This window comes from Arthrobacter sp. Soil_C_60 (assembly GCF_057656375.1).
In genome coordinates, this window is sequence record NZ_JBDGKM010000018.1 from 1 (window position 1) to 25,384 (window position 25,384).

At 63.8% G+C, this 25,384-nt stretch carries 26 protein-coding genes; 13 read left to right on the top strand and 13 right to left on the bottom strand.

The window, feature by feature from the left end; translation table 11 throughout:
- The first annotated feature begins 92 nt into the window (after positions 1–92).
- Positions 93–500, top strand: coding sequence for a YchJ family protein (locus tag AC3A4M_RS22040; protein ID WP_498738656.1), 408 nt, complete (start codon positions 93–95; stop codon positions 498–500).
- Here AC3A4M_RS22040 and AC3A4M_RS22045 read toward each other — a convergent pair.
- Together AC3A4M_RS22045 and AC3A4M_RS22050 are read right to left on the bottom strand one after the other, a co-directional pair.
- Complete coding sequence (locus tag AC3A4M_RS22045; protein WP_498738658.1) at positions 497–3,853, bottom strand: DEAD/DEAH box helicase; 3,357 nt, start codon at positions 3,851–3,853, stop codon at positions 497–499. The two genes, AC3A4M_RS22040 and AC3A4M_RS22045, sit on opposite strands and share 4 nt — an antisense overlap.
- A gap of 77 nt (positions 3,854–3,930) precedes the next feature.
- Complete coding sequence (locus tag AC3A4M_RS22050) at positions 3,931–5,151, bottom strand: glucose-1-phosphate adenylyltransferase family protein (protein ID WP_498738660.1); 1,221 nt, start codon at positions 5,149–5,151, stop codon at positions 3,931–3,933.
- Positions 5,152–5,301: 150 nt separating this feature from the next.
- On the opposite strand from AC3A4M_RS22050, the gene AC3A4M_RS22055 reads away from it, so the two are divergent.
- Entirely contained in the window at positions 5,302–5,739 is a 438-nt protein-coding gene (locus AC3A4M_RS22055; protein WP_498738661.1) for a hypothetical protein, read from the top strand.
- Between the two features lie 113 nt (positions 5,740–5,852).
- Here the strand turns inward: AC3A4M_RS22055 and AC3A4M_RS22060 are convergent, their stop codons facing one another.
- The 4 genes from AC3A4M_RS22060 to AC3A4M_RS22075 are packed head-to-tail and all read right to left on the bottom strand — an operon-like array spanning position 5,853 to position 11,303.
- On the bottom strand, positions 5,853–7,802 hold the full coding sequence (locus tag AC3A4M_RS22060) for an IucA/IucC family protein (protein ID WP_498738663.1): 1,950 nt from the start codon (positions 7,800–7,802) through the stop codon (positions 5,853–5,855).
- A complete protein-coding gene (locus AC3A4M_RS22065; protein ID WP_498738665.1) occupies positions 7,799–8,332 on the bottom strand; it encodes a GNAT family N-acetyltransferase in 534 nt (177 codons plus the stop codon). The genes AC3A4M_RS22060 and AC3A4M_RS22065 overlap by 4 nt, the downstream gene beginning before the upstream one ends.
- Positions 8,329–9,732 (bottom strand): lysine N(6)-hydroxylase/L-ornithine N(5)-oxygenase family protein, encoded by a 1,404-nt coding sequence (locus AC3A4M_RS22070; RefSeq protein WP_498738667.1) that lies wholly within the window; start codon positions 9,730–9,732, stop codon positions 8,329–8,331. Before AC3A4M_RS22070 ends, AC3A4M_RS22065 begins: the two co-directional genes overlap by 4 nt.
- Positions 9,729–11,303, bottom strand: coding sequence for a pyridoxal phosphate-dependent decarboxylase family protein (locus AC3A4M_RS22075; RefSeq protein ID WP_498738669.1), 1,575 nt, complete (start codon positions 11,301–11,303; stop codon positions 9,729–9,731). Before AC3A4M_RS22075 ends, AC3A4M_RS22070 begins: the two co-directional genes overlap by 4 nt.
- Positions 11,304–11,676: 373 nt before the next feature.
- Between AC3A4M_RS22075 and AC3A4M_RS22080 the strand changes: the two genes are divergently transcribed.
- A complete protein-coding gene (locus AC3A4M_RS22080) occupies positions 11,677–12,987 on the top strand; it encodes an Nramp family divalent metal transporter (RefSeq protein WP_498730760.1) in 1,311 nt (436 codons plus the stop codon).
- Between the two features lie 77 nt (positions 12,988–13,064).
- Here the strand turns inward: AC3A4M_RS22080 and AC3A4M_RS22085 are convergent, their stop codons facing one another.
- Together AC3A4M_RS22085 and AC3A4M_RS22090 are read right to left on the bottom strand one after the other, a co-directional pair.
- Positions 13,065–13,250, bottom strand: coding sequence for a FitA-like ribbon-helix-helix domain-containing protein (locus AC3A4M_RS22085; protein WP_498738671.1), 186 nt, complete (start codon positions 13,248–13,250; stop codon positions 13,065–13,067).
- Between the two features lie 67 nt (positions 13,251–13,317).
- On the bottom strand, positions 13,318–14,565 hold the full coding sequence (locus AC3A4M_RS22090; protein WP_498738673.1) for an NAD(P)/FAD-dependent oxidoreductase: 1,248 nt from the start codon (positions 14,563–14,565) through the stop codon (positions 13,318–13,320).
- A gap of 175 nt (positions 14,566–14,740) precedes the next feature.
- Between AC3A4M_RS22090 and AC3A4M_RS22095 the strand changes: the two genes are divergently transcribed.
- A complete protein-coding gene (locus AC3A4M_RS22095) occupies positions 14,741–15,196 on the top strand; it encodes an Lrp/AsnC family transcriptional regulator (protein ID WP_236777275.1) in 456 nt (151 codons plus the stop codon).
- A 132-nt stretch (positions 15,197–15,328) separates the two neighbouring features.
- Positions 15,329–16,054 carry an NADPH-dependent FMN reductase gene (locus AC3A4M_RS22100; protein WP_498738675.1) on the top strand — a complete coding sequence of 242 codons (726 nt, stop codon included), beginning with the start codon at positions 15,329–15,331 and terminating at the stop codon, positions 16,052–16,054.
- Between the two features lie 156 nt (positions 16,055–16,210).
- Here AC3A4M_RS22100 and AC3A4M_RS22105 read toward each other — a convergent pair whose 3' ends face one another.
- Positions 16,211–17,005, bottom strand: coding sequence for a SurA N-terminal domain-containing protein (locus tag AC3A4M_RS22105; protein WP_498738677.1), 795 nt, complete (start codon positions 17,003–17,005; stop codon positions 16,211–16,213).
- 268 nt (positions 17,006–17,273) lie between these two features.
- Between AC3A4M_RS22105 and AC3A4M_RS22110 the strand changes: the two genes are divergently transcribed.
- Entirely contained in the window at positions 17,274–17,426 is a 153-nt protein-coding gene (locus AC3A4M_RS22110) for a hypothetical protein (protein WP_498738678.1), read from the top strand.
- 71 nt (positions 17,427–17,497) lie between these two features.
- On the opposite strand, the gene AC3A4M_RS22115 is transcribed toward AC3A4M_RS22110, so the two are convergent.
- On the bottom strand, positions 17,498–17,965 hold the full coding sequence (locus AC3A4M_RS22115) for a DUF4383 domain-containing protein (protein ID WP_498738679.1): 468 nt from the start codon (positions 17,963–17,965) through the stop codon (positions 17,498–17,500).
- 293 nt (positions 17,966–18,258) lie between these two features.
- On the opposite strand from AC3A4M_RS22115, the gene AC3A4M_RS22120 reads away from it, so the two are divergent.
- Positions 18,259–18,492 (top strand): metallothionein, encoded by a 234-nt coding sequence (locus AC3A4M_RS22120; protein ID WP_498738681.1) that lies wholly within the window; start codon positions 18,259–18,261, stop codon positions 18,490–18,492.
- A 70-nt stretch (positions 18,493–18,562) separates the two neighbouring features.
- On the opposite strand, the gene AC3A4M_RS22125 is transcribed toward AC3A4M_RS22120, so the two are convergent.
- Positions 18,563–19,240, bottom strand: a complete 678-nt coding sequence (locus tag AC3A4M_RS22125; RefSeq protein ID WP_498738683.1) for a GOLPH3/VPS74 family protein — start codon at positions 19,238–19,240, stop codon at positions 18,563–18,565.
- 108 nt (positions 19,241–19,348) lie between these two features.
- Between AC3A4M_RS22125 and AC3A4M_RS22130 the strand changes: the two genes are divergently transcribed.
- On the top strand, positions 19,349–20,413 hold the full coding sequence (locus AC3A4M_RS22130) for an App1 family protein phosphatidate phosphatase (protein ID WP_498738685.1): 1,065 nt from the start codon (positions 19,349–19,351) through the stop codon (positions 20,411–20,413).
- A 60-nt stretch (positions 20,414–20,473) separates the two neighbouring features.
- Here AC3A4M_RS22130 and AC3A4M_RS22135 read toward each other — a convergent pair whose 3' ends face one another.
- Complete coding sequence (locus tag AC3A4M_RS22135; RefSeq protein WP_498730742.1) at positions 20,474–21,016, bottom strand: CarD family transcriptional regulator; 543 nt, start codon at positions 21,014–21,016, stop codon at positions 20,474–20,476.
- A 134-nt stretch (positions 21,017–21,150) separates the two neighbouring features.
- Here AC3A4M_RS22135 and AC3A4M_RS22140 point away from each other — a divergent pair, with 134 nt between their 5' ends.
- From AC3A4M_RS22140 to AC3A4M_RS22160, 5 genes are all read left to right on the top strand, one after another.
- The gene (locus AC3A4M_RS22140; protein WP_498738687.1) at positions 21,151–21,798 is read left to right on the top strand and encodes a TetR family transcriptional regulator; all 648 of its coding nucleotides are present in this window, start codon (positions 21,151–21,153) and stop codon (positions 21,796–21,798) included.
- A gap of 28 nt (positions 21,799–21,826) precedes the next feature.
- Entirely contained in the window at positions 21,827–23,086 is a 1,260-nt protein-coding gene (locus AC3A4M_RS22145; protein ID WP_498738689.1) for a plasmid pRiA4b ORF-3 family protein, read from the top strand.
- The gene (locus AC3A4M_RS22150) at positions 23,076–23,558 is read left to right on the top strand and encodes an acyl-CoA thioesterase (RefSeq protein ID WP_498730738.1); all 483 of its coding nucleotides are present in this window, start codon (positions 23,076–23,078) and stop codon (positions 23,556–23,558) included. Before AC3A4M_RS22145 ends, AC3A4M_RS22150 begins: the two co-directional genes overlap by 11 nt.
- A 182-nt stretch (positions 23,559–23,740) precedes the next feature.
- Positions 23,741–23,944 carry a cold-shock protein gene (locus tag AC3A4M_RS22155; RefSeq protein ID WP_074699652.1) on the top strand — a complete coding sequence of 68 codons (204 nt, stop codon included), beginning with the start codon at positions 23,741–23,743 and terminating at the stop codon, positions 23,942–23,944.
- A gap of 168 nt (positions 23,945–24,112) precedes the next feature.
- Positions 24,113–24,661: a DUF488 domain-containing protein gene (locus tag AC3A4M_RS22160; RefSeq protein ID WP_498738692.1), complete on the top strand. Its 549-nt coding sequence runs from the start codon at positions 24,113–24,115 to the stop codon at positions 24,659–24,661.
- A 142-nt stretch (positions 24,662–24,803) separates the two neighbouring features.
- Here AC3A4M_RS22160 and AC3A4M_RS22165 read toward each other — a convergent pair whose 3' ends face one another.
- Positions 24,804–25,238, bottom strand: a complete 435-nt coding sequence (locus tag AC3A4M_RS22165) for a DoxX family protein (RefSeq protein WP_498730735.1) — start codon at positions 25,236–25,238, stop codon at positions 24,804–24,806.
- Between the last annotated feature and the right edge of the window lie 146 nt (positions 25,239–25,384).

Genomic DNA, 25,384 nt, shown 5'->3' on the forward strand with positions numbered 1-25,384 from the left:
CAAACGCAAAAAACCACCACCACCGGAACCACCCGACGACGAAAAAGAACCACCATTCTGACCAATGGTGCAGCGGCGGGGATAATAGGCGGGTGAAATCTACTGCCTCATCAATCGACGACAGCTCAGCCCTTTGCCCCTGCCAGAGCGGGCATGAGTATGCCGAATGCTGCGGCCGATTCCATCGAGGTGACGCTGCGGCGGGCACAGCGGAGGAACTTATGCGGTCCCGCTATTCAGCTTTCGCCGTCGGCGCCGAGGACTACCTTCTGCAGACCTGGTACGTTGACACCAGACCCACCGCGGTGGAACTGGATCCGAAGCAGAAGTGGACGGGACTGGAAATCCTCCGCACTCGCAAGGGCGGCCCACAGGACAAGATGGGCACCGTCGAATTTACAGCCCGTTTCCGGCAGGACGGCACCGACCACGAGCACCACGAGGTCAGCACGTTTGTGCGCGACGACGGCGGCCGCTGGGTCTACCGCGAGGCGGTTTAGCCCTCGAGCAACCCGCGGATGTCATCGGCGGTGAGTTTAGAGGAGAACATGGCGTCGTCGTCCATCACGGATGAGAAGAGCTTGGACTTGCCCTCCTTCAGGGCCATGACCTTCTCCTCGATGGTGTTCTTGGCGACCATTCGGTAGACCATCACGTTCTTGGTCTGCCCGATCCGGTGCGTCCGGTCCACCGCCTGCGCCTCGCTGGCGGGGTTCCACCAGGGATCAAGCAGGAAGCAGTAGTCCGCCTCCGTCAGGTTCAGGCCGAAGCCGCCGGCCTTGAGGCTGATCAGGAAGACGGGCGCATGCCCTTCCTTAAAGCGGTTGATGACCTGGGCCCGACGCCGGGTGGAGCCGTCCAAGTAGGTGTACTCGACGCCCTCGACATCGAGGCGTTCGGCTGCTTTCTTTAGGAAGCTGGTGAATTGGCTGAAGATCAGTGCCCGGTGGCCTTCCGCCAGCACGTCCTCGAGCTGCTCGAAGAGGACATCCAGTTTGCTCGACGGCACGTTGGCGTAGTCGTCATGAATCAGCGAAGCATCCAGACTGAGCATGCGCAGCAGCGTCAGCGACTGGAAGATGGTGAACCGGTTCTTGTCCATGTTGTCCACCAGACGCATGATCTTTTGCCGCTCGCGCTGCAGGTGGGTGTCGTAAATCTTCCGGTGCTTGGCGCTGAGCTCAACCTCGAGGATCTGCTCCTGCTTCGGCGGCAGGTCCGAAGCGACCGCCTCCTTGGTGCGGCGCATCATCAGCGGCCGGATCCGTCGTCGTAATCTGGCCAGCAGTTCGGTGCTGCCGCTGCGTTCAATGGGCCGCTGGTATGTGTCCGCAAATTTCAGCGCCGAGGGGAACAACCCCGGGGCCGTAATCGCGAAGATGGACCACAGCTCCATCAGATTGTTTTCCATGGGTGTACCGGTGATGGCCAGCTTGAACGGTGTCTGCAGGTGGCGGGCGGCCTGGTGTGCCTTGGTGGTGCGGTTCTTCACGAACTGCGCCTCGTCAAGGATCAGCCCGGCCCACTTCTGCTCCTGGTAGTCCTCGGCGTTCAGCCTGAAGATTGTGTAGGAAGTGATAACGACGTCGGCCTCTGCCACCGTCTCGGACAGAGGCCGGCGGGTTCGCGCCTGCGTATCGGTGATCGAGGTGACGCGCAGGCCGGGAGCGAACCGGCGGGCTTCGGTCACCCAGTTGGGTACTACGGAGGTGGGGGCGACGACGAGGAAGGGGCCGACGTCGTCCGTTGCGGTTTCTTTGGCGTGAAGCATCAGGGCCAGAGCCTGCAACGTCTTGCCCAGGCCCATGTCGTCGGCGAGCACTCCACCGAGACGGTACCGCCACAGGAAGGCCAGCCAGTTGAACCCCTCGGCCTGATACGGGCGCAGCTCCGCGTGCAGCCCGGCCGGCAGCGGTGTCGGCTCCACCTTGTCCAGCTTCAGCAGCCCGCTGACCGACTGCTGCCAGGCCTGCGCCTGCTCCGTGTCCTCGGCGAGTTCCTCGAACTCGGCCCATAACCCGGCCTGGTAGCGGCTGATCTGCAGTTCGCCGCTGCCGCGGTCCTGTAGGGCCATGGCCTCATCCACCAGCTCGCGCAGCTTGTCGAACACGGGCTGTTCCAGCGACAGGTAGGTTTTGTCCACCAGCAGGAGCTTTTTCTGCCCCTTGGAGAGCGCCTTGAAAATGTCGCCAAACGGAATCTTGCGGCCTGCCACCGTGACCATGACACCCAGATCGAACCAGTCGGTCTGCTCGGTTTCCACGGTGCTGATGGTCAGCTCCGGCGTCTCGGTGAGCTCGCGGTAGTCAGGCTGCTCGCCGACGATGTCCACGCGCACGCCGTCGATCTTTTCCAGCCAGGGAATGGTCTCCTGAGTGAAATCCACTGCGCCCATGTCCTTGACCGTAGTTTCGGCCGGAATGTGCTCAACGTGCAGGATTTTGCGGACGGCAGCCTTCAACTCGGCTTCGGCTTCCGCGTCCCGGTACCCGGTTTCCTGCGGGTCTGCCTCGAGCGGCTTGCGGGCCGCCGACTCATCACGGCCGTATTCGAAGGCCCATTCCAGCTTCAGGCTGTTCGCCTTGCCGTAGGTCGCAGTGAGGACCAGTGCCGGTGGCAGGATTTCCGGCAGCTCCACGGAGGCGTCGCTGCTGATGACGCTGATGGTGCGCTGCAGCCGAGGGTAGATCCGTTCGAGGAACTGCGGGACATCTTGCTCAGGAACGGCGACGGCGGCAGGCCGCTGCAGCAGCTGCTGCTCGCCGGCACTCAACTGCTTTTGAGTGGGTGCCAGCGTGATTTGGCGCAGCACGTTGTCGTAGCTGTAGGCTCCGTGGTTGCCGATGGCGCCGGCCATTTCCAGCGGCTGCGGCGTCCCGTCGATGTAGAGCGAGGGCTCCAGGGTCAGGCCGGCCTCGGGCGCCCGGGCGTCCAGGCGGAGCTCGGCGTGCCGGCCGATGATGACCGCGGTGTCCGCCTTGGCGCCGAGCATGGCAATACCGAGGCGCTTGGCCTCGTCGAGTAACTGCCACAGCAGCGGGCTGCTGAACTCATCCAGATACAGCCAGTCATTGTCCTCGCCGAAATGCAGCTGGCCGCTGGCGCGGTGGAGCGGCACGAACTGCGAAAACCAGCGGTGCTGCTCGGGATCCAGACTCATTCCGAAGGTCTTGAAACTGATGGAATTCCAGCGCAGATTGTTCCTGACCCAACGGTCCTTGTCATTCCGGACCACCGGGCGCACGCCCAGCTGGATCCGGTTGGTAGGCACGCGGCCGCTATGGCTCACGCCCGATCCGGGCCGCCATTGCTGGTGCGCCTGCAAGGTCTGGTCCCGCACTTCGAACTGCAGCCCCAGCGGCATCAGGCGGCTGCGTGTCTTGCGGCCGATGCTGCTGGCAGCGCGCTTCGGGGTGGACTGCGGCCCCGCTGCCAGCAACGAGTCCAGCGCCTGCTGCCACTGCGGAACCGCCGGAGAAGCCGATGCGCCGTAACCGGCAAATGGAGCGGGATCAGCGGACAGCTTGAATTCCTCGTTCGCGCGCAGATTCATCAGGTTGCCGTACAACAGGGTGGCTGCCACGTGTTTGCAGTCGTAACCCACCGGGCAGCTGCAGGAATTATCGAGCAGGCTGTAACCGGTGTCGTGCTTCTTCTTGAGCTGGACCCGGCAGCGGTACGGCACCGCAGCGGTGCCGTTGACCCGGCTCTGCAGCACGCCGGTGTCCGGATCCCAGGTCAGGTCCTCGACGGCGTTGCCCGAGGAGTAAGCCTTGCCGCGGGCAAAGGCGGCACCGCCGACATGGCGGATGATCTCGCCGGCATCCACCTGCGGAAAAGAAAGTTGGGGCACGTCTTCCATCTTGTCACGCACCGCCGACAGGCCGTGGCCGGGTTCGCGCTGGGCTCACAGCCGTGGTGGCGGCGGACCTATTTGCTGGCGGTTGTGCTGTTGTCCGGTTGGTCGGTACTGCCGTCGCCAGCGTCGGTGCCGTTGTCCGGTTCGAGTTCCGTCCCCGCGGCAACCAACCGGTTCGCCGGAATTCGGGCTCGGGCGCCGAGAACGGTGATGTCGTCGTCGTCGCCGATCTTCGCACTGCGGCCGACGACGACGCCATCGTCGGCGATGACCCGGACCAGCTGGGCATCCTGCCCCACCCGGACGTTGTGCAGGAGGACCGAATCCGCTACGACGGCGCCTTCTTCCACAACTGCGCCGGGGCCGATGACGCTGCGCTGCACCGTCCCTTGGACTGCAGCTCCCGCCGCGATCAGGCTGTCCTCGATCCGCGCGCCGGCGGCAATGAACGCGGGCATCAGCTGCGGGCTGGCGGTCAGGACCGGCCACGCTGGATCGTGCAGGTTGAAACCGCCGCCGTCGAGCAGCTCCATGTGCGCTTCCCAGTAGCTGGGCACCGTGCCGAGATCGCGCCAGTACCCGTCCAGCCGGTGCTCCGCCACTACGGCTTTCTCCACCAGATACGGGACGAGGCTGTCCCCGTAGTCCTGCAGCCCTGCCTCCGAGCCGGCGAGCTGATCCATGGTATCGAGCAGGACCTGGGCGTCGTAGAGGAAGACCTCCGCGGACACCAGCTTGCCCTGCGGTTCTTCCGGCTTGTAGTCGAATCCGGTGACCCGGCCGCCGTTGGCCTGGACCACGCCGTAGCGGGAGGCATCGCCGTCGATCTCTGTAGTGACCATGGTCAGCGCGGCGTCGGCCTGAAGATGCGTGTCGACCACGTCCTGGAAATCCAGCCGGTACAGATGGTCGGCGCTGAGGACCAGGACCAGATCCGGATCGAAATCGCGGATCAGTTTGGCCTGCCGGTAGAGCGCATCCGCGTTGCCTTCGGCGAAACCCTCGCCGTCCGCGCCCTGGTACGGCGGCAGGATCTGCAGGCCGCCGTGGGTGCGGTCCAGATCCCAGGGCCGGCCGTTGGCGATGTGGTCGTTCAGCGAATAGGGGAGGTACTGCTCCACGATCCAGACGTCCGAAATGTGGCTGTGCTTCAGGTTGGACAGCGGGATGTCGATCAGGCGGTAGTGGCTGCCGAACGGGACCGAGGGTTTGGAACGCTGGTCCGTCAGCACGCCCAGGCGGCCGCCCGCCCCGCCGGCGAGAATGATTGCCAGGATGCTCGGTCGTTTCATCTTCCAAGCCTACTGACTACCGCGCTTCCCCGTGCGAACGACGGCGGAGCCTTACCTTTGGCGACAAGCACTGTTAGCGTGGAAATCACCGGCCGCAGGCACTGCAACGCAACCTGGGAACGCCGCCTGAGGATGAGAAGGAGAAGGTCAATGAGCACTGACGCCAGCAATCCGCAAGAGGATCCGACGACCGAGCCGGAGGGGACTATCCCCAACACACAGGACGGTGTGGGCATGGGCGCCGGCGGAGAGGAAAGCACCTTCGAACCGGAAGAAACTCCGGAGGCCGCCCCCGAGGACACCCGGCATTCGGCCAGCGGTTCCTCCGACGACAGCGGCGCGGGCAGCAGCAGTTCTTCCGAGAGCGGTTCCGATGACCTGAATGACGGACTCCCCGCCCCGGTGGCACACGAGGAAAGGTCGCCGGACCTTGGTGCGCCCCAGCAGGCCTCCGCCGAGGACGCATCGGCCGATCCGGAATCCGTTGAAGTCCCGGTGGCAGGCGAACCGACGGGACCGGCGGCGGAAAAGGACCGGCAGGAACCGGACGACCGCGGGCTGACCACGGACACGTCTTCCAGCGAGTAGCACGAAGCCGGTAGCCGAAGGGAACGCCGCCGGGAGCGGCAAACCAGCCGGGCAAGCAGCAGCCGTCCTTCCTGATGGGGCGCGGGAGGGACGGCTGCTGCGTGCTCACGTCTTTACTGCCGGAAACGTGCCAGCGGATTGGCCAGCGTTCCCTGCAGCTGGAGGCTGCCGGAGGGGTCAGCCAGATCCAGCATCTGCTGGTTGTTGCGCAGCTGCAGCCGGTTCAAGCAGGACAGCGTGAACTCCGGCGCGAAAAGATCGTGCAGGGCGAAGGCGTCCGCGAGTTCGGGATGCTGCTCCTGATAGTCACTCACGACGGCGGCGACGGTGTGCCAGAACTGAAGCTGGTCCAGCTCGCCGTGCTCATGCAGGATCGCGGCGAGGAAGCGGAAGAAGCAGTCGAAGACGTCTGTGAAAATGGAGAGCACTTTGTCCTGCTCCGGCACCTCGACCCGAATACGCGCGGCCGCGGCCGGCACGTGAACGGTATCGTCCAGCAGCACAATCTCTTCGCCAATGTCCTTCATGATGGCGCGCACCGGGACGCTGTCCTGCATCACCAGGATCAGGTTTTCGCCATGGGGCATGAATACCAGTTCGTAGCGGTAGAAGCAGTGCAGGACCGGAACCAGGTAGGCCTGCAGGTAGCGGGTCAGCCATGCTGTGGGGGACAGGCCCGAGCGGTTCATCAGGGCAGCGGCCATCGGCTGGCCGTCCGCATCCACGTGCAGCAGCGACGCCATGGTGGCCAACTGTTCTCCCGGTGCCAGCGAGGGCATCGGGCTCTCTCGCCACAGTGCCGAAAGCATCTTGCGGTGCCCGGAACCGGCGGGCGAGCCGGCCTCGAAATAGCGGTTGCGGTAGCCGATTGCAGCGGTTTCGCGCAGGATGCTGAAGCCTTGGTCCTGCAAAGTTCCGTCGGACTGGAGAAGGCGGTAGACCCAGTCGTTGATAGCGGGTGTGCTCTCCATGTAGTCGGGTGAGAGCCCGCGCATGAAGCCCATGTTCAGGACCGACAGCGCCGTCTTGACGTAGCACTTGGTGCCGGTGCTCCGATTGAAGAACGTACGGATCGACTGCTGCGCCTGGTACAGATCCTCGCCCGGCCCCAGATAGACAATGTGCTGCCGGGCGATCTCGGCGGCGAAGGTGACCGTCAGTTTGTTCTCCCATTGCCAGGGATGGACCGGCATCAGCAGGTAGTCCTCCGGCAGCAGGCCGCGGGAGGTTAGCTCGGCGTCGTAGACGGCCAGGGCCGCAGCACCGAGCTCGGCCTCCATGTGCTCGCGGTAGCCCAGTCCGTCGATCGCGTGGAACGCCGCGTGGTCCCGGTGCACGGCAATCCATACCAGGCGGACGCTGCTGCCGGTTTCGGGTGCGTACGCGAGATAGTCGTGCAGGCCGAAACCGAGCCGGCCGTTGTTCGCGACGAAACAGGGATGCCCCTCGGACATGGACCGCTCGATGATTTGGAAGTCCGCGGCGCGATCTGCCCCACCCGTGACGCCTTGGGCCAGCGCCGCGGAATCTGGGGCGCCCGGGCGGGTAGCCGGATCCGCGGCAGGATCCGCAGCCGGGCCGGAATTCTTGTAGGCATGTCCGGACAGCGTGCTGCTGATCTCCTCCAGATAGACCGGGAGCATGGCCTCGTTGATGCCGAGGGTCCGGCGGAACTCCGTGATGAAATCGAGGGCATCGAGGGGCCGCTCCGCGCCGTCGATCACGCGGTGGATACTGGCAGCGGGGATCAGCCAGTGGTCCAGCTCCAGCAGTTCGGCGGCGAAGAGATACTGCACCCGGCCGTCGTCGGAGACCAGCCGGTAGGCGCCGCCGCCGCGGGGTTCGGGCGTGAAGATCCGCTCGTGCGAGAACTCGGCCAGGGCTTTCCGGACCAGATGGCGGTTCGCCGCAGCCCAGCGGGCGGGCGTCAGATGGACAGGCTCACCAGCTGTGGGCCCGGGTGTCGAGACATTCCGCCAGGCACCGGGGTGAAAGGCGGCGTCGTGGGCTGGGACGTCGTGGGTTGGCAGGGGAGCGTGGTGGGAATCGGCTGCGGTAGTCATGATCGGACTCCTTCGATGGCTTGGCTGAATTGTTCGCGGGTGCAGAAACTGAGCAGGGCGTCCTTGTCCGGTAGGGGGAGGACCCGGTCCTGCCGGAAGCCCATGCGGGCGTTGAGGGCGAGGATCTTGGTATTGCGCACGTCCGGCTCGACCACCACGCGTTCGGTTGCGGGCCGGTCGAAGAGGAACTGCATAACGCTGCGAAAGACGGCCGCAGTGTAGCCGGTGCGCGGAACCTCCGGCGGCCCGACCAGCAGATGCATGCCGACGTCGCCCGGCAGCACATCGTAGCGGCCGGCCAGTGGTGAGTACTGCGGTTCGTAGCATTCGAGCAGGAAGGCGGGGACACTGCCGTCGTACCCTAGCCACGCCTCGTGGTGCGGGTCGGCGGCGATCTTGGAGTGCTCCTCGGCGACGTCGCTGACGGAGGTGTCCTGCATGTCCCAAAAGCGTGCATATTCCTGCGTGACCCAGCTGTGCAGGAGGGGTGCGTGCGCGGTGGGATCAACGGGCTCAAAGGTGAAGTTCACAGCGCCACCTCGGCCGCCATCGGTGTGGCCAACGGAGCGCTCCGTGGAGCGGCAGGCACGGAGGCATCGGCTTGCGCCGTCTCAGGCCGAACGCCGGACGCAGGTGCCGGGGGAACGCCGAACTCCTGGAACGCGATGCGCCGCTCCACCGGGTAGTATTCCCAGCCGAGCATCTCGCGGATGATGCAGGAATTCCGGTACGCGGCCATGCCCAGATCCGGCGTTACGAAGCCGTGCGTGTGCAGTTCGGCGTTCTGCACGAAAATCTCGCCGGGCCCGACGCCGATGCCGTAGCCGCGGTCCACGTCGAACCTGCCCTGGCCGTCGCGGCGGATCCGGTGGTTGATGCTGGCCAGGAAATCCGGCTCCCGGTAGGTATAGCCGGTACCAAGAACGACGGCGGCGCTTTCCACCGTGAATCTCCGACCCTGTTCGACGTGGTGCAGTTCCAGCGTGTGGAGTCCGGTTGCCGGATTGTACTCCGCCGCCTCCAACGAGGCATTGGTCAGCAGTCGGGTGCGCACGGAACCCATCAAGCTCTTGGTGTAGAGCAAGTCGTAGATGTCGTTGACCAGGGCGCCGTCGATGCCTTTATACAGATTGTGCTGGTTGGCATTGAGGCCCTGCCGGGTTTCCGGCGGCAGGGCGTGGAAGTAGTCCACGTAGTCCGGCGATGTCATTTCCAGGGTCAGCTTGCTGTATTCGAGCGGGAAGAAACGGCCCGAGCGGGTGACCCAGTTCAGCTCGTAGCCACAAGTATCGATGTCCTGCAGCAGGTCGTAATACAGCTCGGCGGCGCTCTGGCCGCTGCCAACAATGGTGATGCTGGCGCTGTCCTGCAGTTCGCGTTTCCGCTCCACATACTGCGAGTTGTGCAGCGTGGTTCCGCCGGCATCGAGGATGCCGCGGCAGGACTCCGGGACGAAGGGCTCCGTCCCGGTTCCCAGCACCAGCCGGCGGGCGCGGCTGACGGTTTCATCGCCGGTGCGGGTGTTTTGCGTGCGGACTTCATAAACGCCGTCGTCATAGCCGACGTGGACCACCCGCTCGCCGAACCGGACGTTGGGCAGCTTGGCCGCCACCCATTGGCAGTACTGGTTGAATTCCGCACGGAGCGGGTAGAAGTTTTCGCGGATGTAGAACGGGTACAGCCGTCCGGTGTCCTTCAGATAATTCAGGAAGGAGTACGACGACGTGGGGTCGGCGAGGGTGACCAGGTCGGCCAGGAACGGCACCTGCAGATGGGCATCCTGGAGCAGCATGCCGGGATGCCAATCGAAGCCGGGGCGGGCATCCAGGAACATCCCGTCGAGCTCGGGGATCGGTTCGGTGAGGGCGGCCAGGCCCAGGTTGAAGGGGCCGACGCCGATGGCAATGAAGTCGTGGATTTTGGTGTTCATGCACGCTCTCCCGCCAGGTAGCCGGCACCGATGTTCCGGACCAGGGCTAGGATCTCCTGCAGGTCTTCCAGCGTGGTCTCCGCATTGAGCAGGGTGAACTTCAGGTAGTGCCGGCCATCAACCTTGGTCCCGGCGATGACTGCTTGGCCCGAAGCGAAGATGGCCTGGCGGATGTGGAGGTTGAGGGCGTCTGCAGTTTCTCCGTCGAGGCCGCCGGTGCCGTTGGGACCGTCCACGCAGTCCGGAGCCTGTGGCAGGTAGCGAAAGACCAGGGTGCTCAGCTGGGCCGGGGCGGCGAGCTCGAAGTCCGGATCACGTGCCAGCAGTTCGCCGGCCTGCCGGGCCAGCTCGATTGACTCATCCAGCAGGGCGCCGATACCGTCCGGCCCCATGATCCGCAGGGTCAGCCACAGCTTAAGCGCGTCGAAGCGGCGGGTTGTCTGGATGCTCTTGTCCACCTGGTTGAGGGAAACGGTGCCTGCCGTGCTCTGCGGGTTCAGATAATCCGCGTAGTAGGCCACGTGCCCCAGCATGGCGCCGTCGCGCACGAGGATGGCGCTGGAGCTGACCGGCTGGAAGAACGTCTTGTGGTAATCCACTGTGACGGAATCCGCGGCACCGATCCCGTCCAGCAAGTGCCCGTACCGCAGCGAGGTAATGAGCCCGCCGCCATAGGCCGCATCCACATGGAGCCAGGCACCGAACTCCTCGGCCAGCGTTGACAGGGCGGCGAGCGGATCGATGCTGCCGAAGTCAGTGGTGCCCGCCGTCGCCACGATGGCCAGCGGGAACTCGCCCCGGGCCCGGCTGGCTGCAAGAGCCTCTCGCAGGGCAGCCGGGTCCATCCGTTGGTGGGCGTCGCACGGAACCTGGATGACGCCGTCGTAACCCAGGCCTAGGAGCGAGGCGGACTTTTCGATACTGAAATGGCTGGCCTCGGAGGCGAAAATCCGCAGCCTGTCCAGCAGGGCGGGCAAGCGCTCGGAGGCAAGGGCCGGATCCTGCCGAAGCCGGTTGACGGCATGGTCGCGGGCGATCAGCAGGGCCTGAAGGTTGGACTGCGTGCCGCCGCTGGTAAACACACCGTCCGCCGCCGGTCCCAGACCCAGCCGGCCGGCAGTCCAGTCGATCAACCGGCGTTCCATCAGGGTGGCGCCGGCGCTCTGGTCCCAGGTGTCCAGCGACGAATTCACCGCCGAGAGGACGGCCTCACCCACGAGTGCGGGGATGACCACCGGGCAGTTCAGGTGGGCCGCGTACTGGCTGTCGTGGAAGTAGACGGCGTCGCGGAGGTAGAGGGTTTCGAGCTCTTCCAGCGCGGCGGCAGTGTCCGCCAACGGGGCTTCCAGGTCGACGGCCTCCACCACGGGGGCCAGCTGTGCCGGGACGATTCCGGTGAAGGGCCGGTCGACGCGGGAGACCTTGGTGGCGACGAGATTGACCGCCTGCAGCACATCGGCCACATAGCGCGGGGAATTGCGGGCGTTGAAGAGCTGGTTGCTGGCGCCGAGAGCCAGTTCAATCCGCGAGCCGAAGTCGGCCCGCTCTTCCGTTTGGGGCAGCAAAGTCATCAGCAGACTCCCTGAGGTAGCCGGGGAAAAGGAACAAAGGTAACCCTTACTTAGGCTTACCTTTGCGTCAAGCTTTTGTGCCCTAATTGACGGGAGTGAGGAAATCCTGCGACTTAAACGTGGAATCTTCGTATTGCCTCTTCCGCGTGGGCGACTCCGGGTGGACAATTCGCACACGCGAACTGTGCCAGCCGAGGGGCGGGCCGAAATCCGCTTGCCGACAAAATGGCCCCGCCCATCGCTCCGGCCGTAGTGCTGGCCACGTATTACTGACTGCCCGGTCGGAAGTTGTGAAACAATACACGGGTCCCCGTGATGGCCGGCATACCGCCAGAGCCCGGGACTAATCTCCCCAAGGATAGGAAAATGGCTGATGTCAGCTGACAGCAACACGCCAACCGGAGCGGTGAACCACGCCGACCGGATTGACGACGACGGCGGCAAGCCCGCCAAATGGAAAATTGTTGGCCCCGGACTCGTCGTTGCGGCGACCGGTGTCGGTGCCGCGGACATGGTCGCCACCCTGGTGGCAGGATCCCAGTTCGGTTACCAACTGTTCTGGGCCGTGATCGTCGGTGTCATCCTGAAGATCGTCCTGGTTGAAGGCGCGGGCCGTTACACCCTGGCCACCGGCAAGACCATCTTCGAAGGCTGGCGCTCGCTGGGCCGCTGGACTACCTGGTACTTCGGGCCGTACATCATCATTTGGGGCTTCGTCTACGGTGCCACCGCGATGTCCTCGGCCGCCCTGCCGCTGGCTGCCTTGTTCCCGGTGTTCCCGCTCTGGGTCTGGGCGATCCTGATGGGCCTGGCCGGTTTCGCGATGGTCTGGTTCGGTAAGTACGCCACATTCGAAAAGATCACCGCTGCCCTCGTCGGCATCATGTTTGTGACCGTTGTGGGGCTGGCTGTCATCGCGGTTCCCAACATCCCCGAAATGCTCACGGGCCTGATCCCGTCGATCCCGGCCGAAGGCGGCCTGCTGTCCACCCTGGCCCTCGCCGGCGGCGTCGGCGGCACCATCACCCTGGCCGCCTATGGCTACTGGCTGCGTGAAAAGGGCTGGTACACGCCCAAGTGGATGCGCGTCATGCGGATCGATAACTCAGTTGCCTACATCATGACCGGCGTCTTCGTCCTGGCCATGCTCATTGTCGGTGCAGAGGTTGTCCGCTCCGCCGGCGTCTCCATCAGCGGCGGCGACGAAGGCCTGCTGGAACTGGCCGGCGTCCTCAATGAACGCTACGGCGACGTCGTCGGTACCGGCTTCCTGGTCGGCTTCTGGGCCGCATCGTTCTCGTCTATCATCGGCGTCTGGAATGGTGTGTCGCTGATGTTTGCCGACTTCTGGGGCCACATGCGCAAGAAGGAATCCGGCCACCCGGACACCCGCGTGGGCGGCAAGTACTTCAAGTTCTACGTGCTCTGGCTGACCTTCCCGCCGATGCTGCTGTTCATCCTGGGCAAGCCGATCGGCCTGATCCTGGCGTACGGCGTACTCGGTTCACTGTTCATGCCGTTCCTGGCCCTGACCCTGCTCGGCCTGCTCAACGGCAAGCGCGTGCCGAAGGAGTGGGCCAACAAGCTGCACACCAACATTGCCCTGGGCATCTGTGCCCTGCTGTTCGGCATCCTCGGTGTACAGCAGTTGGTCAAGGCCATCGCCCCGATCTTCGGCGGCTGACCCCGCGGGCAAAAATGTGCCCAGCTAGAAGGTCTCTGCCCTGCCGCTACTCCAATGTGCGGCAGGGCAGAGTCGTTTCAAGGGGCCGGCTGGTCGTGGGTGACGATCGAGGCGAGGAACTCATCCGCTTCGGTCAGGCCACGGGCAGCTTGCTCAAGAACGGCGCGCGCCTCGGTCTCCAGTGTGCGGCCGTGGCAAGCGGCCAGCACGCGGAGGCCTTCGATGGTGCGCGCGTTCAGGTTGGGAATGCTCAGTGTCTCCATGACGCCACCTTCCGTGTGACATCAATGCTAGACCCGGCTTCCCGCACTGTCACCGGACCGGCTGGTGTTACCGGAGTGGGTCGAAGGGCCGGATCTCATCCGGAACGTGCCCGGTGGCAATCTGCTCGGCCAGCAGCTTGCCGGTTGCCGGACCCAGGACGATGCCCCACATGCCGTGGCCGCCGGCCACGTAGACCCCGGGGGAGCGGGTCGCGCCGACCACCGGCAGCCCGTCCGGTGTGACCGGCCGTGCGCCAACCCAGATGTCCTCAAGGTTTTCGAGGTCCATGTTGGTAAACAGCGGGCGTACCGAGGCGAGGATGGCGTCGATGCGTCCGGTCTGCAACGGCTCGTCCGGACCGCGAAACTCCATAGTGCCGGCGATGCGCAGCCGGCCCTGGTACGGCGTGCACGCCACGCGGCGCGCCGGGAAGTAGATGGGGAACTCGGCCGGATCATCGGTGGCCACGCTGAACGAGTAGCCGCGGCCGGCCTGGATTTGCGTCTTCACGCCGAGCGGCTTGGCCAGCTTCGGCAACCAGGCGCCGGTCGCCAGCACCACGACGTCGGCGTTCACCGGTTCCTGCCCGTAGCTGTCCACAGAGATTCCCTGCGGGCCGTGGCGCAGCGAGTGCACCTCGCCGCCGGTCACAATCCTGGCGCCGCGGGCCTGCACTGCGTCGGCCAGTGCCTGCACAAACGGACCGGGTTCGATGAATCGCTGCCCTTCCATTTCATATACGGTGGAGACTCCGGCGGACAGCTGGGGCACCTTGACCTGCGGATTGTCCAGGCGCTTGAGCGGCACGCGCTGGCCGGCCTTCTCCACCTGCTGGATCTCGTGGATGAACGGGCCGCTTTCCTTTTCCTGCTCGAAGCCGATGACAAAGGGGCCCTTCCGCGTCCATGCGTCCACGCCGTTCGACGTCAGTTCGTCGAAGGAGTCCAAGGCCATGCGGTCGATCGGGGTCAGCGCGGCCATCGTCTTGTTCCAGGCCTTCGCCGTAGCGTGCAGGCCGAAGCGTGCCAGGAACGCCCAGAGCTTCGGATCCAGCCGGGCCGGGATGTGCAGCGGTGCGGTCGAATCGAGAAGCGCCTTCGGGGCGTAGGACCACAAGGTCGGATCGGACAACGGCATGGCCATGCCGGGTGTCAGCCACCCGGCGTTGCCCCACGAAGCACCGGCAGCTACACCGGAGCGATCGAGGATCGTCACCTCGATCCCGCGTTCCTGCAGGTGCCAAGCCGTAGCCAGGCCAACCATTCCAGCACCGACAACGACGGCGGTGCGCGGCGACTGTGCGCGTGAGTACATTTTGCTCTCCCTCAACTATGACTCGTGCCACATGGCATTTCCTCCAGTGTGAACAATCTAAAAACAAGTCGCAATTGATTCGACGATGATTCTGCGCGAAGCTGGATTTATGCCGAGTGATTCAACAAAAGCCGGAAGTTACACCCGCCGGCCGAACAACGTTCGACACGCTGTTTTGGATGAAACGGACCGCATCATCGTGCAGCTGCTGCAGGCCGATGCGCGTACGCCCAACAACGCCATTGCCGCTGCCGCCGGCATCGCGCCATCCACTTGTCACGGCCGGATCCGCTCACTTCAGGAGCGCGGCATCATCCGCGGCTTCCATGCGGACGTGGACCCCGCTGCCGTGGGGCGCGGTCTGCAGGCGCTGATCTCCATTCGCCTGCAGGCGGATGCGCGGTCCAACCTGACCAGGTTCGAAAAATACCTGGCCGGCTTGTCCGCCGTCGAAAGCATTTTCTTTGTCACCGGGGACCGGGATTTCATGATCCATGTCGCGGTGGCAGACTCCGAGGCGCTGCGGGATCTCGTAGCCAACAACCTGAGCCTCCGGCCCGAAGTGGCCGGCACGAATACCACGGTGATTTTCGAATACGTCCGTCCGCCCGGCAGTTCCCTCGCACCCTGACCAGCCTGCCGTCGGTGCCGACTGTTCAACGTGTGACCTCGCCTGCAGGCCGTGACATCGCGGTCTTGTTGACATGTCAATGAACCTGCCTCTAGGATAGTTGAAGAATCAACCAACAGACAGAAGGTAATCATGTCCTGGTTCAAGAACCTCTTCCGCTCGTCAAATGGCCGTCGCTCCGCCGAAACCCCTGTTGAGCAGGCTCCCGCCCCGGTGGCAGCCGATGTTGCCGCTCCGGCTCCCGTAGCCGAAGCCGCTCCTGCCGAGCGCGCCGCGGGACTTCCCCGGATCGCCATCGTCACCGGAAGTACACGCCCGGGCCGGGTGAACGGCTCCGTGGCCCAGTGGGTGCTGGCTCAGACCGCCAGCCGCACCGATGCCGAATTCGAGCTCGTGGACATCGCCGATTTCAATCTGCCGCTGCTGGATGAGCCGGCCCCGGCCATGTACCAGAGCTACCAGAACGAGCACACCAAGGCCTGGTCCGCGAAGATCGCCGGGTTTGACGGTTTCATCTTCGTGGCCAACGAATACAACCACACTGTCGGGCCGGCGCTGACCAACGCCCTGTCCTTCCTGAACGTGGAATTCAACAACAAGGCCGCCGGCATCGTCTCCTACGGTTCCATGGGCGGCGTCCGCTCCGCCGAGCACCTGCGCAACGTTCTCGCCGAACTGCAGATTGCCGTCGTCCGCAACCAGGTCATGTTCTCGCTCTTCACCGACTTCGAGAACTTCGCCGACTTCAAGCCGACCGAACAGAACGCCGGAACACTGGCTCCCATGGTCGACCAGCTGGTCCCGTGGGCCATGGGCTTCACCACCATCCGCGCCGAACTGCAGGCCGTCAGCGCCTGATCAGACCCGGTCCAGCTCTAAATAGTTCCGCCCTGCAGCGCTTGTGAAAACGCGGCAGGGCGGAGCTATTTAAAGTACGACGGCGGGACCAGACCGGGTGGACGCTGTCTCGCTACCCGGACCGGCCGCGGCGCGGCGGCCAGTCCCGCACGCGGGCTACAGGTGGATCTTTACATCTGCATCCGCACGCAGGTCCTTGACCAATGCCTGCGCTGCTTCGCTCTGCTTCTGGCCCTTCAGCTGCTCTTCGAGTGCCGGCTTGGCTTCCTCAAAAGGTGGAATCTCGCCGCCCTGGCCGCCCTGCTGCTTCATCTGCTCCTGCTGGGCCTTGGCCTGGTCGTAGGCCTTCTTCAGCTCTTCTTCCGTGGGCTTGGTGTCCCCGGATTCTTCGGCAACGAGCGCTTCCACTCTTACCTGCTTCTCGATTTCGGACATGACGGTTTTCTCGTCCATGCCCTGGTCCTTCATGGCAGCCAGGAACTCGGCCTTGCTCTTGAGCTGGCTCGATTTCACCAGCTCGTCCAAGGTGGCATCCACTTCTTTCTTGGGTGCCTCGAGGCCGCGGTTGTCTGCTTCCTGGGTGAGAAGGACCGAACTGATCATGCCATCGGCGGTCTGCTTCTTGAGCTGGTCCTGGTCAAGTTCCTGCCCGCTCATTTGCGACTGCATGGCCATTTGCTGGAACTGGCCTTCATAGGCGGCGACAAAGTCCTTCTTGGCGATCTTTTCGCCGTTGACCTCCGCCACTACATCGGGAACGCCCTTGGTGTCCGGCTTGGGCATTTCCTGCGCCTCCGGATTCGCGCCTTCGGAGGCCGCGCCGCTCGGAGCCGGTGCTTCCTGCTGGGTGCTCGCGCTGTTTCCGCCTTCTCCGGCGGGGGCACTGCATGCGGTAACGGCGGAAATCGAACCCGCCACGGCCAAGGCCAAAAGCCACTTCTTGCTGCTCATAAAGTCCTTTCCAATCAAGTTAACCACCGACGCTAACAGGCGCTGGCAAATCCTATTCCCAGCCGGCGTTCAGGAATGGCCGGAACTTCCCGGCGTGCGTGAGCCGTAAAACCGCTACCGCCCGGACCCGTGAACACTGCACACCGCCCGTGCCACACACCCTTATTTTTCGGCGCGGACGCTGTTAATGTGGAGGTACCGGCAGCCGTCGGTCATGGCCCGCCGGAATGGATCCAGCCGGAGCCAGACGCGGCACCAGGAGGTAGTCATGGCATCAAAAGAAGAGATCCAGCAGGAATCGGGGGACCGGGAGCACGCTCTCGGCGTAACGGAGCCGGGCAAGACGGACAAAGACAGCGACCAGCCCCTCGACGAGGATCTGCCCACCGGACATCTGGAGGCCACCCCGGAGACGGACTGAGCCGAAAAGAAGCTGCACATGAAGGTGCCCTGTACGTTTCGCGTACAGGGCACCTTCTTCCTCGAAACCGGTCAGGTATTCATCCGTGTATCGCCACGGTGCCGGACCATATATGCAACCCCCAGTCCCGCCAGAACCACGCCGACAATGAAATGCAGCCAGTTAGTGGCCATGTTGAACGACAGGAAATTAGCTGTGGACTCCAGATTGATAATCAGGCCATAAATCCACATGGCCAGATACAAGGCGCCTGCACCAAGCAGGAAGTCCTTGGCCCCGGCAGCCGTGCGGCTCATGGCCCACCCCGCAGCACCGACCACGATATAGACGATGTTCAGCAGCATGGAGATCTGGAATGCGTTGAAGAGCATGGCCTCGGAACCGGCGGCGAATGCCAGCTGGTCATAAGCCATGGTGATGCCTGGAATGAATCCCAGGACGCCGAGAACAATTAGAACAATGCCCGAGCCCATCGCAGCGTTTCGCACATTTCCACGTGAGACATGTGCATGATGCGCAGACGGTGAAGCGGTGGTCATTTCTCCTCCCAAAACTGTGAGTAACAATTTTCGCCGGGCGCAGGCCCGGCTGTTGGTAGGGCGTATCTGACGGAGTACCAGCACTTAAATTCTACTGCTGCAGGGGTGCGAAGCATATGGAAAAGTTGCCGCCGGCAATAACGACGGCGGCTGCTCGGCTTGGGTTCCACCGGTCACCGGCTGTGGCCAACCACCCTGATGACGGTGGCCAACCACATGGGCCATAAGTAGGCTGAGTATTACCAGTGCCGCGGCATCGGGTCCCGGCGCCTTCCGCACGAAAGGACATGCTCATGGAAACCTGCGATACCTGCGGCAATTCGTACGACAAGACCTTCACCATCACCAAGGGCGACAAAACCGGCACGTATGACAGTTTCGAATGCGCCATCCACGCCCTGGCTCCCACCTGCGAGCACTGCGGCTGCCGCATTCTGGGCCACGGCGTCGAGGCGGACGAGCGAATGTACTGCTGTGCCCACTGCGCCAGGGAATCCGGACACCAGGACGTGGCGGACCGCGCCTGAGGCCAACGCCGACGGCCGTCAGCAGGGACCCGGCCCGCTGAGGCCCGGCCTGTTGGTTGAGCCCGGTCCCCTAGTTCGAGCCGGCTGAGGATACCGCGGTCATGGTGGTCACGGTGGTGGCAGCCGTGATCGCGGCGGAGATGGCGTCCTTGACCGCCTTGGACGCCCAGTCGCCGTCGGTAATTTCCTTCACCCGTTCCTTGGGGACCGGGCCGAAACGCTTCTGCAGAATCTTCGTGGCATCCGCCAGTGCGATGACACTGGCGCTGAAGCCGTCGGGCCGGAGACCGGACAGGACGTTGCCTATCCGTTCGCGCAGCTGCTGCTCCGGGACGGGATCGACTTCCGGGTATCTAACGGTGGGGAAGACCCACAGGATCCTGCCTTCTACGCGGGCCACAATGTGCCGGGCGGCGAGCAGGTCGCCGACCAGCTTCCTGGGGGAGCGGCTGGCGAACTTCGTCACCCAGTGTTCGGTCTTATATGGCCTGCGTGCATCAGTGATGAGCTGCAGGAAAGGCCGATAACCAATTGAACTGTCGAGGTCATACCCGGGCGTAGGAACGACCTTCCGGTCCTGGATAGTGACGGCGCCGGTCAGGGCCAGTTCGCTGAGGATTGCTCCGCCCAGGCCATAGCTGAGCGTTGATCCGTCCAGCATCGCCTTGCCGTCTCCGTCCCGCAGGCAGAGCAGCAGGAAGGCTTCGGGAACACTCAGAGGTGGAGAAGCAACCGGTTCCTGAGCCATGAAGTCAGCTTAGCGGCTGCATGGCCGGAGCGGGAGGGAAATGCGCACCAGCTGGGCTCGGAGAGGCAATCTTTCCGTGGGGCGGGACCAGCATGGCAAACTGTGCCTATGTCATCCAGCGTAGAGAACGAGGACATCCAGGAGAAGGCCGCCCATATCGGGATGCGCCTCGAGGACAAGTGGCAGAGTTGGCGTGAGCGCAGGGCTCGGGGCCGCGGCGATGATGTCGCCGTCCTGCCGTTCACCGGCTACGGGACCAATGGCTGGGTCCGTGTACTCGGACGCGTAGTGATGGCCAAGGAAGGCGCGTTCGAAAACGGGAAGGTTGCCTCGCAGATCCTGGCGGACGGCATCCGCGGCTGGCGCAACTTTATCAGTCCGCCCGTCGCCAACGCCAAGGTCGTCATCGGCATCAACGGCGAGCAGCATGAAGTCACGGCAGACCGCGGCGGCGTTGTCGATTCGCATGTGCCGGCAGACCTGCCGGAAGGCTGGACCACCGTGACGCTCAGCTGCGAGGGCTCGACACCGGTGGAGGCAGCGGTCTACATCGTGCCCTCAGGAATTAAGTTCGGCATCCTGTCCGACATTGACGATACCGTCATGGTCACCGCGCTGCCGCGGCCGTTCCTGGCAGCGTGGAACACCTTTGTCCTGGATGAGCACGCCCGCAATGCCACGCCGGGCATGGCTGTCATGCTCGAACGCGTCACCCGCGAGCATCCGGGGAGCCCGGTGCTGTATCTCTCCACCGGCGCCTGGAATGTAGCCCAGACCCTGACACGCTTCCTCTCGCGGAACCTGTACCCCGAGGGCGCCCTGTTACTCACCGACTGGGGACCGACCCGCGAGCGGTGGTTCCGCAGCGGGATGGAGCACAAGACCAGCCAGCTGATGCGGCTGGCCCGCGAATTCCCCGACGTGAAGTGGCTGCTCATTGGCGACGACGGCCAGCATGACGAAGCCATCTACGCGGGCTTCGCCCAGCGCTATCCGGAGCACGTTGCGGCGATTGCCATCCGTCAGCTGTCCGTCAGCGAGGCTGTGCTGGCCGGTGGGCGTTCGCAGGCCAAGCCGGCCAATGCCACGCCGGGCATCGACTGGATCTACGCTCCGGACGGCGCCGGGATCGCCGCCCAGCTGCACGAGCTCGGGATCATCAACGGCTCCTGAGAATGCAACAGCGGAGCCGGAATCGATCCGGCTCCGCTGGCGGTACTGCCAAGTTGCGCGCTAGGCGCTGGCTGCCGCTTTGACACGCTTCGGCGTCGTTGTTGGTGCTTCTTCCACGTCTTCCGGGCGCAGGACGTCGTCGATGATGGCACCGGCGCCGGCTTCGTCCGTGTTCTCGGACAGGGCGAGTTCGGACACCAGGATCCGGCGGGCCTGTTCCAGCTGGCGCTTCTCACCAGCAGGGGCGACGCCGGACTGCAAGCGGCGGGTCAGATCACGAACAACTTCGCTGATCTTGTAGACGTCCCCGTTGGTGATCTTTTCCTGATTGGCCTTGAAACGGCGGGACCAGATTTCCTTCTCGGTAGAGACCGGGGTGCGCAGGATGCTGATGACCTTCTGCACGCCTTTCTTGCCGATCGGCTGGCGTGCGCCGAGGTCTTTGGCCTTGGCCGCGGGTACCTCGATCATCAGCCCGTCGTGGTGGACGCGGAACTGCACGTACTTGGTGTCGGACTCGTTAAAGGAGCGGTTGGTAACGCCTGTTACGGTCACTGCGCCGTGCGGCGGGTAGACAAGACTGTCGCCTACGTTAAGCTTCATGAGAATAATGCCCTTTCATGCCATTATGGCAGATACTGCCACATTGGCAGGGGGTGGGCAAATGTGGGATATCCTAGAAGCCGGCCAGCGCCACGGGAAGTCCGGGATGGCGCCGGAAGGGACGAAAGAGGCGGATGAGGGTCAAAAGCGCAGAAACGCGGGCGACGGCGGACCATTCGGCTACCGTTTCACCTGGTTTGAGGGAGCGCCGGCGGCTGCAAACGCGGGCGGAAATCACCGATGCGACACTGCGGCTGTTCGCGGAGGGCGGAGTTGCCAGTACCACCGTGGACGATATTGCCGCCGCAGCCGGAGTCTCGGCGCGGACTTTCTTCCGCTATTTCGCGACCAAGGAAGAAGCCGCCTTGCCGGTTCACCAGGACTTCAACGAAGCCATTGCCGCGGGTCTGCCCTCGGTGGATCCGCAGGGCGATGTCCGCGACGAAGTGGACCGGCTCTACGCACTGACCGTCCTGCCCTACACAGACAATGATTCCCCTTCTGCCCAGCGGATGCTGCAGGTCAGCCAACTGATCCGCAAGGAACCGTCGCTGCGCTCGGCGCAGGTCCGGCAGACGGTGGAACGCACCGAGGACCTGCTGGCTGCCCTGAGCGCAAAGTTCGGTCCCGAGCGGGCCGACCAGATGGAACTGCGGCTGGCCATCGACATTTCCGGGGCCGTGGCCCGCGCCGCGCTGGATACCTGGGTGGGCCTGCTGGAGGCAGGGAAAGCGGCGGACTTGGCAGAGATCTACGGCCAGGCGCGCGCTTTCGCACGTTAGCGGCAGGACTGGCGGCAAAGCTGGCAGAATGACGATCATGCGAGCTGCCGAGAAAGCCCTCGACCTGCACATCACTATTGCTGGAACGGAACCTGAGATCTGGCGCGACCTGCGCGTGCCGGCCGCCATCACGCTCACGGACCTGCACAAGGTCATCCAGCGGGCGTTCGGCTGGGACAACCGGCACCTGCACATGTTCCGAAGCTCCAATGCCGCGGGCGAGGAGCGCCGGTTCGCCAGCAACGAGGAAACGATCATGGAGCTGGAAACCGAGCCGGCAGCGGCCTTCAGCCTTGAGGATGTGTTCAGTTCCAAGAGCACGGAGCTGGTTTACGAGTACGACTTCGGCGACAGTTGGTTGCACGAGATCAGCATCAGCGGCCATGCCGTGGCGCCCGCGGGCCAGCTGACCTGCATCGCCGGCGCCAACCGCGGCCCGGTTGAAGATTCCGGCGGAATCGGTGGCTACCGGGAGCTGTGCGAGATCCTGCTGGACTCGAACCACGAACAGCATGACGACCTGGCCAAGTGGTACTCCTGGGTTACCAATAAACCTGCCGCACAGTTCGATCCGCAGGAATTCGACCTGGAGAAATGCAACCGGAGCCTCGCCCGGTTAAGTCCCCAACTCGGGGACGCGACGCCCACGCCTGAGGAAATGGCCGCCGTCGTACTTCCTGCAAAGTGGTTGCTGCAGCGCGTCGGCGAGGACGGGCTCGAGCTGACCAAGGACGGCTACCTCAAGCCCGCCGTTGTCGCCGAGGTGATGACCAGCCTCGGCTGGGAAAAGCGCTGGTACGGCAAGTTCAACCGGGAATCGCAGACGCTGCCGGTTTTGGACTTGCGTTCGGCGCTGCAGGAATGGGGCCTGCTGCGGAAATACAAGGGAAAGCTGGTGCGGACCCCTGCGGGGCGAAAAGCGTACGACGACGACGTGCGGCTCTGGAGCCACCTCGCCGACCGTTTCGCGAACCCGCGCACTCCGGCGGAGAAAATGGTACGGAGGGTCCTCGTCCTTTGGCTGCTGGAGGACCGCGTGCCGTCTTACGACATGCTTGGTGAAGCCGTGACGCAGACCTTGATGAGCGTCGGATTCCGGATGCCGGACGGGGCCGCTATCCCCGAGCATGAGGGGCGGTATCTGTACAACGAATCGCGCCTCATGCTGGGCAGCCTCGGCGTTTTCGAAGAGGAAGATTATTTGCGCAGTTCCCCGTCGCCGAGTGGGGCCGGCATCAAATTCCTGTTGGAAGTCCAGCGGCGGCAGAATGAACATCATGAAGACTGACACCGCAACGGGCGGGAAGCGGCTGAGCTGCAACGTCCCCATGCGCTGGGGGGACATGGACGCCTACGGGCACATCAATAATGTGGAGATCCTGCGCATCCTCGAGGAGGCCCGCATCCACGCTTTCGGCCCGCCGGCGGGTACCGGTGGACCGGGGCTGGACGTGGACCTGCCGGTCTTCTCCGACCTGCCCGAGGGTGCCCAGGCGCTGGTGACCGAGCACCGGGTCAAGTATGTGCGGCCGCTGAACTACCGGAACATTCCGGCGCATGTAGAGGTCTGGGTCAGCGCGTTGAAGGCGGCCAGCCTGACCATCGCCTATGTCATCAGTGATCCGGTCACGCAAGACGAGTGCGTCCGGGCCGAGACGACGCTGGCGTTCTTCCATGAGGCGGACCAGCGGTTACTTCGTGTTACGCCGGAGCAGAAGTCCCGCCTGCAGCCGTTCGTGGGCGAGGCAAACTTCCGCTGAGCAGGGGCTATGTCCGTGTCGGGTCAGTCCGTGTACACTAGGTCACAGTTGTAGTGTTGCGCATGTACTTGGAACGGCGAACCCAAAGGGCTAGCCGTTTTTTCTGTAGAAGCGGACAATGGACACCGCGACTGGGGCTTCCCGAAGGTCGGGAACAGTCTCAAACAGAAGGATGCATAAAAATGGCAACAGGTACCGTCAAGTGGTTCAACGCTGAAAAGGGCTTCGGATTCATCCAGCCTGACGACGGCAGCGCAGATGTTTTCGCGCACTTTTCTGCGATCAATTCGGGTGGCTACCGGTCCCTCGAAGAGAACCAGAAGGTTAGCTTCGAAACCGAGCAGGGCCCCAAGGGACCCCAGGCAGTAAACATCACGGTCCTCTAAATAGGGATCTGAGGCTTTCGGGCCAGGGAACAGGGCGGGATTTCCCGTCCTGTTTCTGTTTAAGCAGCAGGATCGTGGTCGCGTTGCAGCCACCCGCAGCCCTTCCACCGTGCCGAGGAACCGGCCAAGGCGTTGGACAGGCGCCTCGGTGCCGAGCAGACTGTCGGTATGGCGTCCGGTACAGCTTTGCGAATCTTCACTGTCGGCCACGGCACCAGCAGCCGGGACGAACTGGCCGAACTACTGGGCGGAGCAGGCATCGAAGCCCTCGTTGACGTGCGGCGCTTTCCGGGCAGCCGCAAGCATCCGGAGATGGGCAAGGATGCTCTGGCCAAATGGCTTCCCGACGCCGGTATCGACTACCGCTGGGAAGAGCAGTTGGGCGGCCGGCGAAGAATTCCTGCCGGCGAGCCGGAGCCTGACAGCTGGTGGAAGGTGGCCGCTTTCCGCGCCTATGCCGCCTACACGCGGACCCCTGAGTTCGACGCAGGCCTGGAGCGGTTGCTGGACTATGCGCGGTCGCAGGCGACAACAGTAATGTGCAGCGAAACTGTCTGGTGGCGTTGCCACCGCCGGCTCATTTCCGACGTCCTGGTCCTCCGGCACGGCGCGGACGTGCTGCATGTGATGCCCGGCGGCAAGCTGACGCCGCACAAAGTGGCAGAGGGAGCACGGCTAAACGGCAATATGGTCCGATGGGACGGACCAGCAGACTAAGCGCGTTCGAACTGCATGCATGAACGAACGCAAACGCGCCCGCGGTGTTGGCTTGAATGGCGGCAGGTTGCGCTGCCATTCCAGCCAAAACTGCGGACGCGTCCGAAGGTTTTGAGTCTAGGTTCTTGAGCCTAGGTGCTGGTTACGCGAGGACGCTCAGCTTGGAATCCTTGCGGCCGAAGAGGGCATAATCCACCGAAACGCGTCCGGGGCCCACCAGTGCAAGAGTCAGGGCCGCGGTGCCGAGGAGGAGCACCAGTTCGTAGCCGCCGTCCATGGCGAACACACCGGCCGGGGCGTGCACGAGGAACAAGGCACCGAGCATGTTTACAAGCAGCAGGATGGCGACCGGGCGGGTCAGCAGGCCCAGGATCAGGGCGATGCCGCCGGCCAGTTCGAGGGTGGCAACAACCGGAGCTGCGATTTCGGCGGCGGGAACTCCCATCTGGCCGAAGGAGGCCTGGGTTCCGGCGATCGTCCACTCGTTGAACTTCTGCCAGCCGTGGGCGGTAAAGAGGAAGCCGAGGACAACGCGCAGGATGGTGCGGGCGGTGTTGGTCAAAGCGAATTGGTTCATGATGTTTTCACCGTTTCTTATGGTCAAAGTATCGGCCGTCGGGAACGAGCGATAAGCATCAATTGATTGACGCTTCAATAAAAGACTGACAGAAAAACACTTGAAGTGTCAAGTCAGGTGACGTCGGTCCGGGTTGCCGGGGTCAG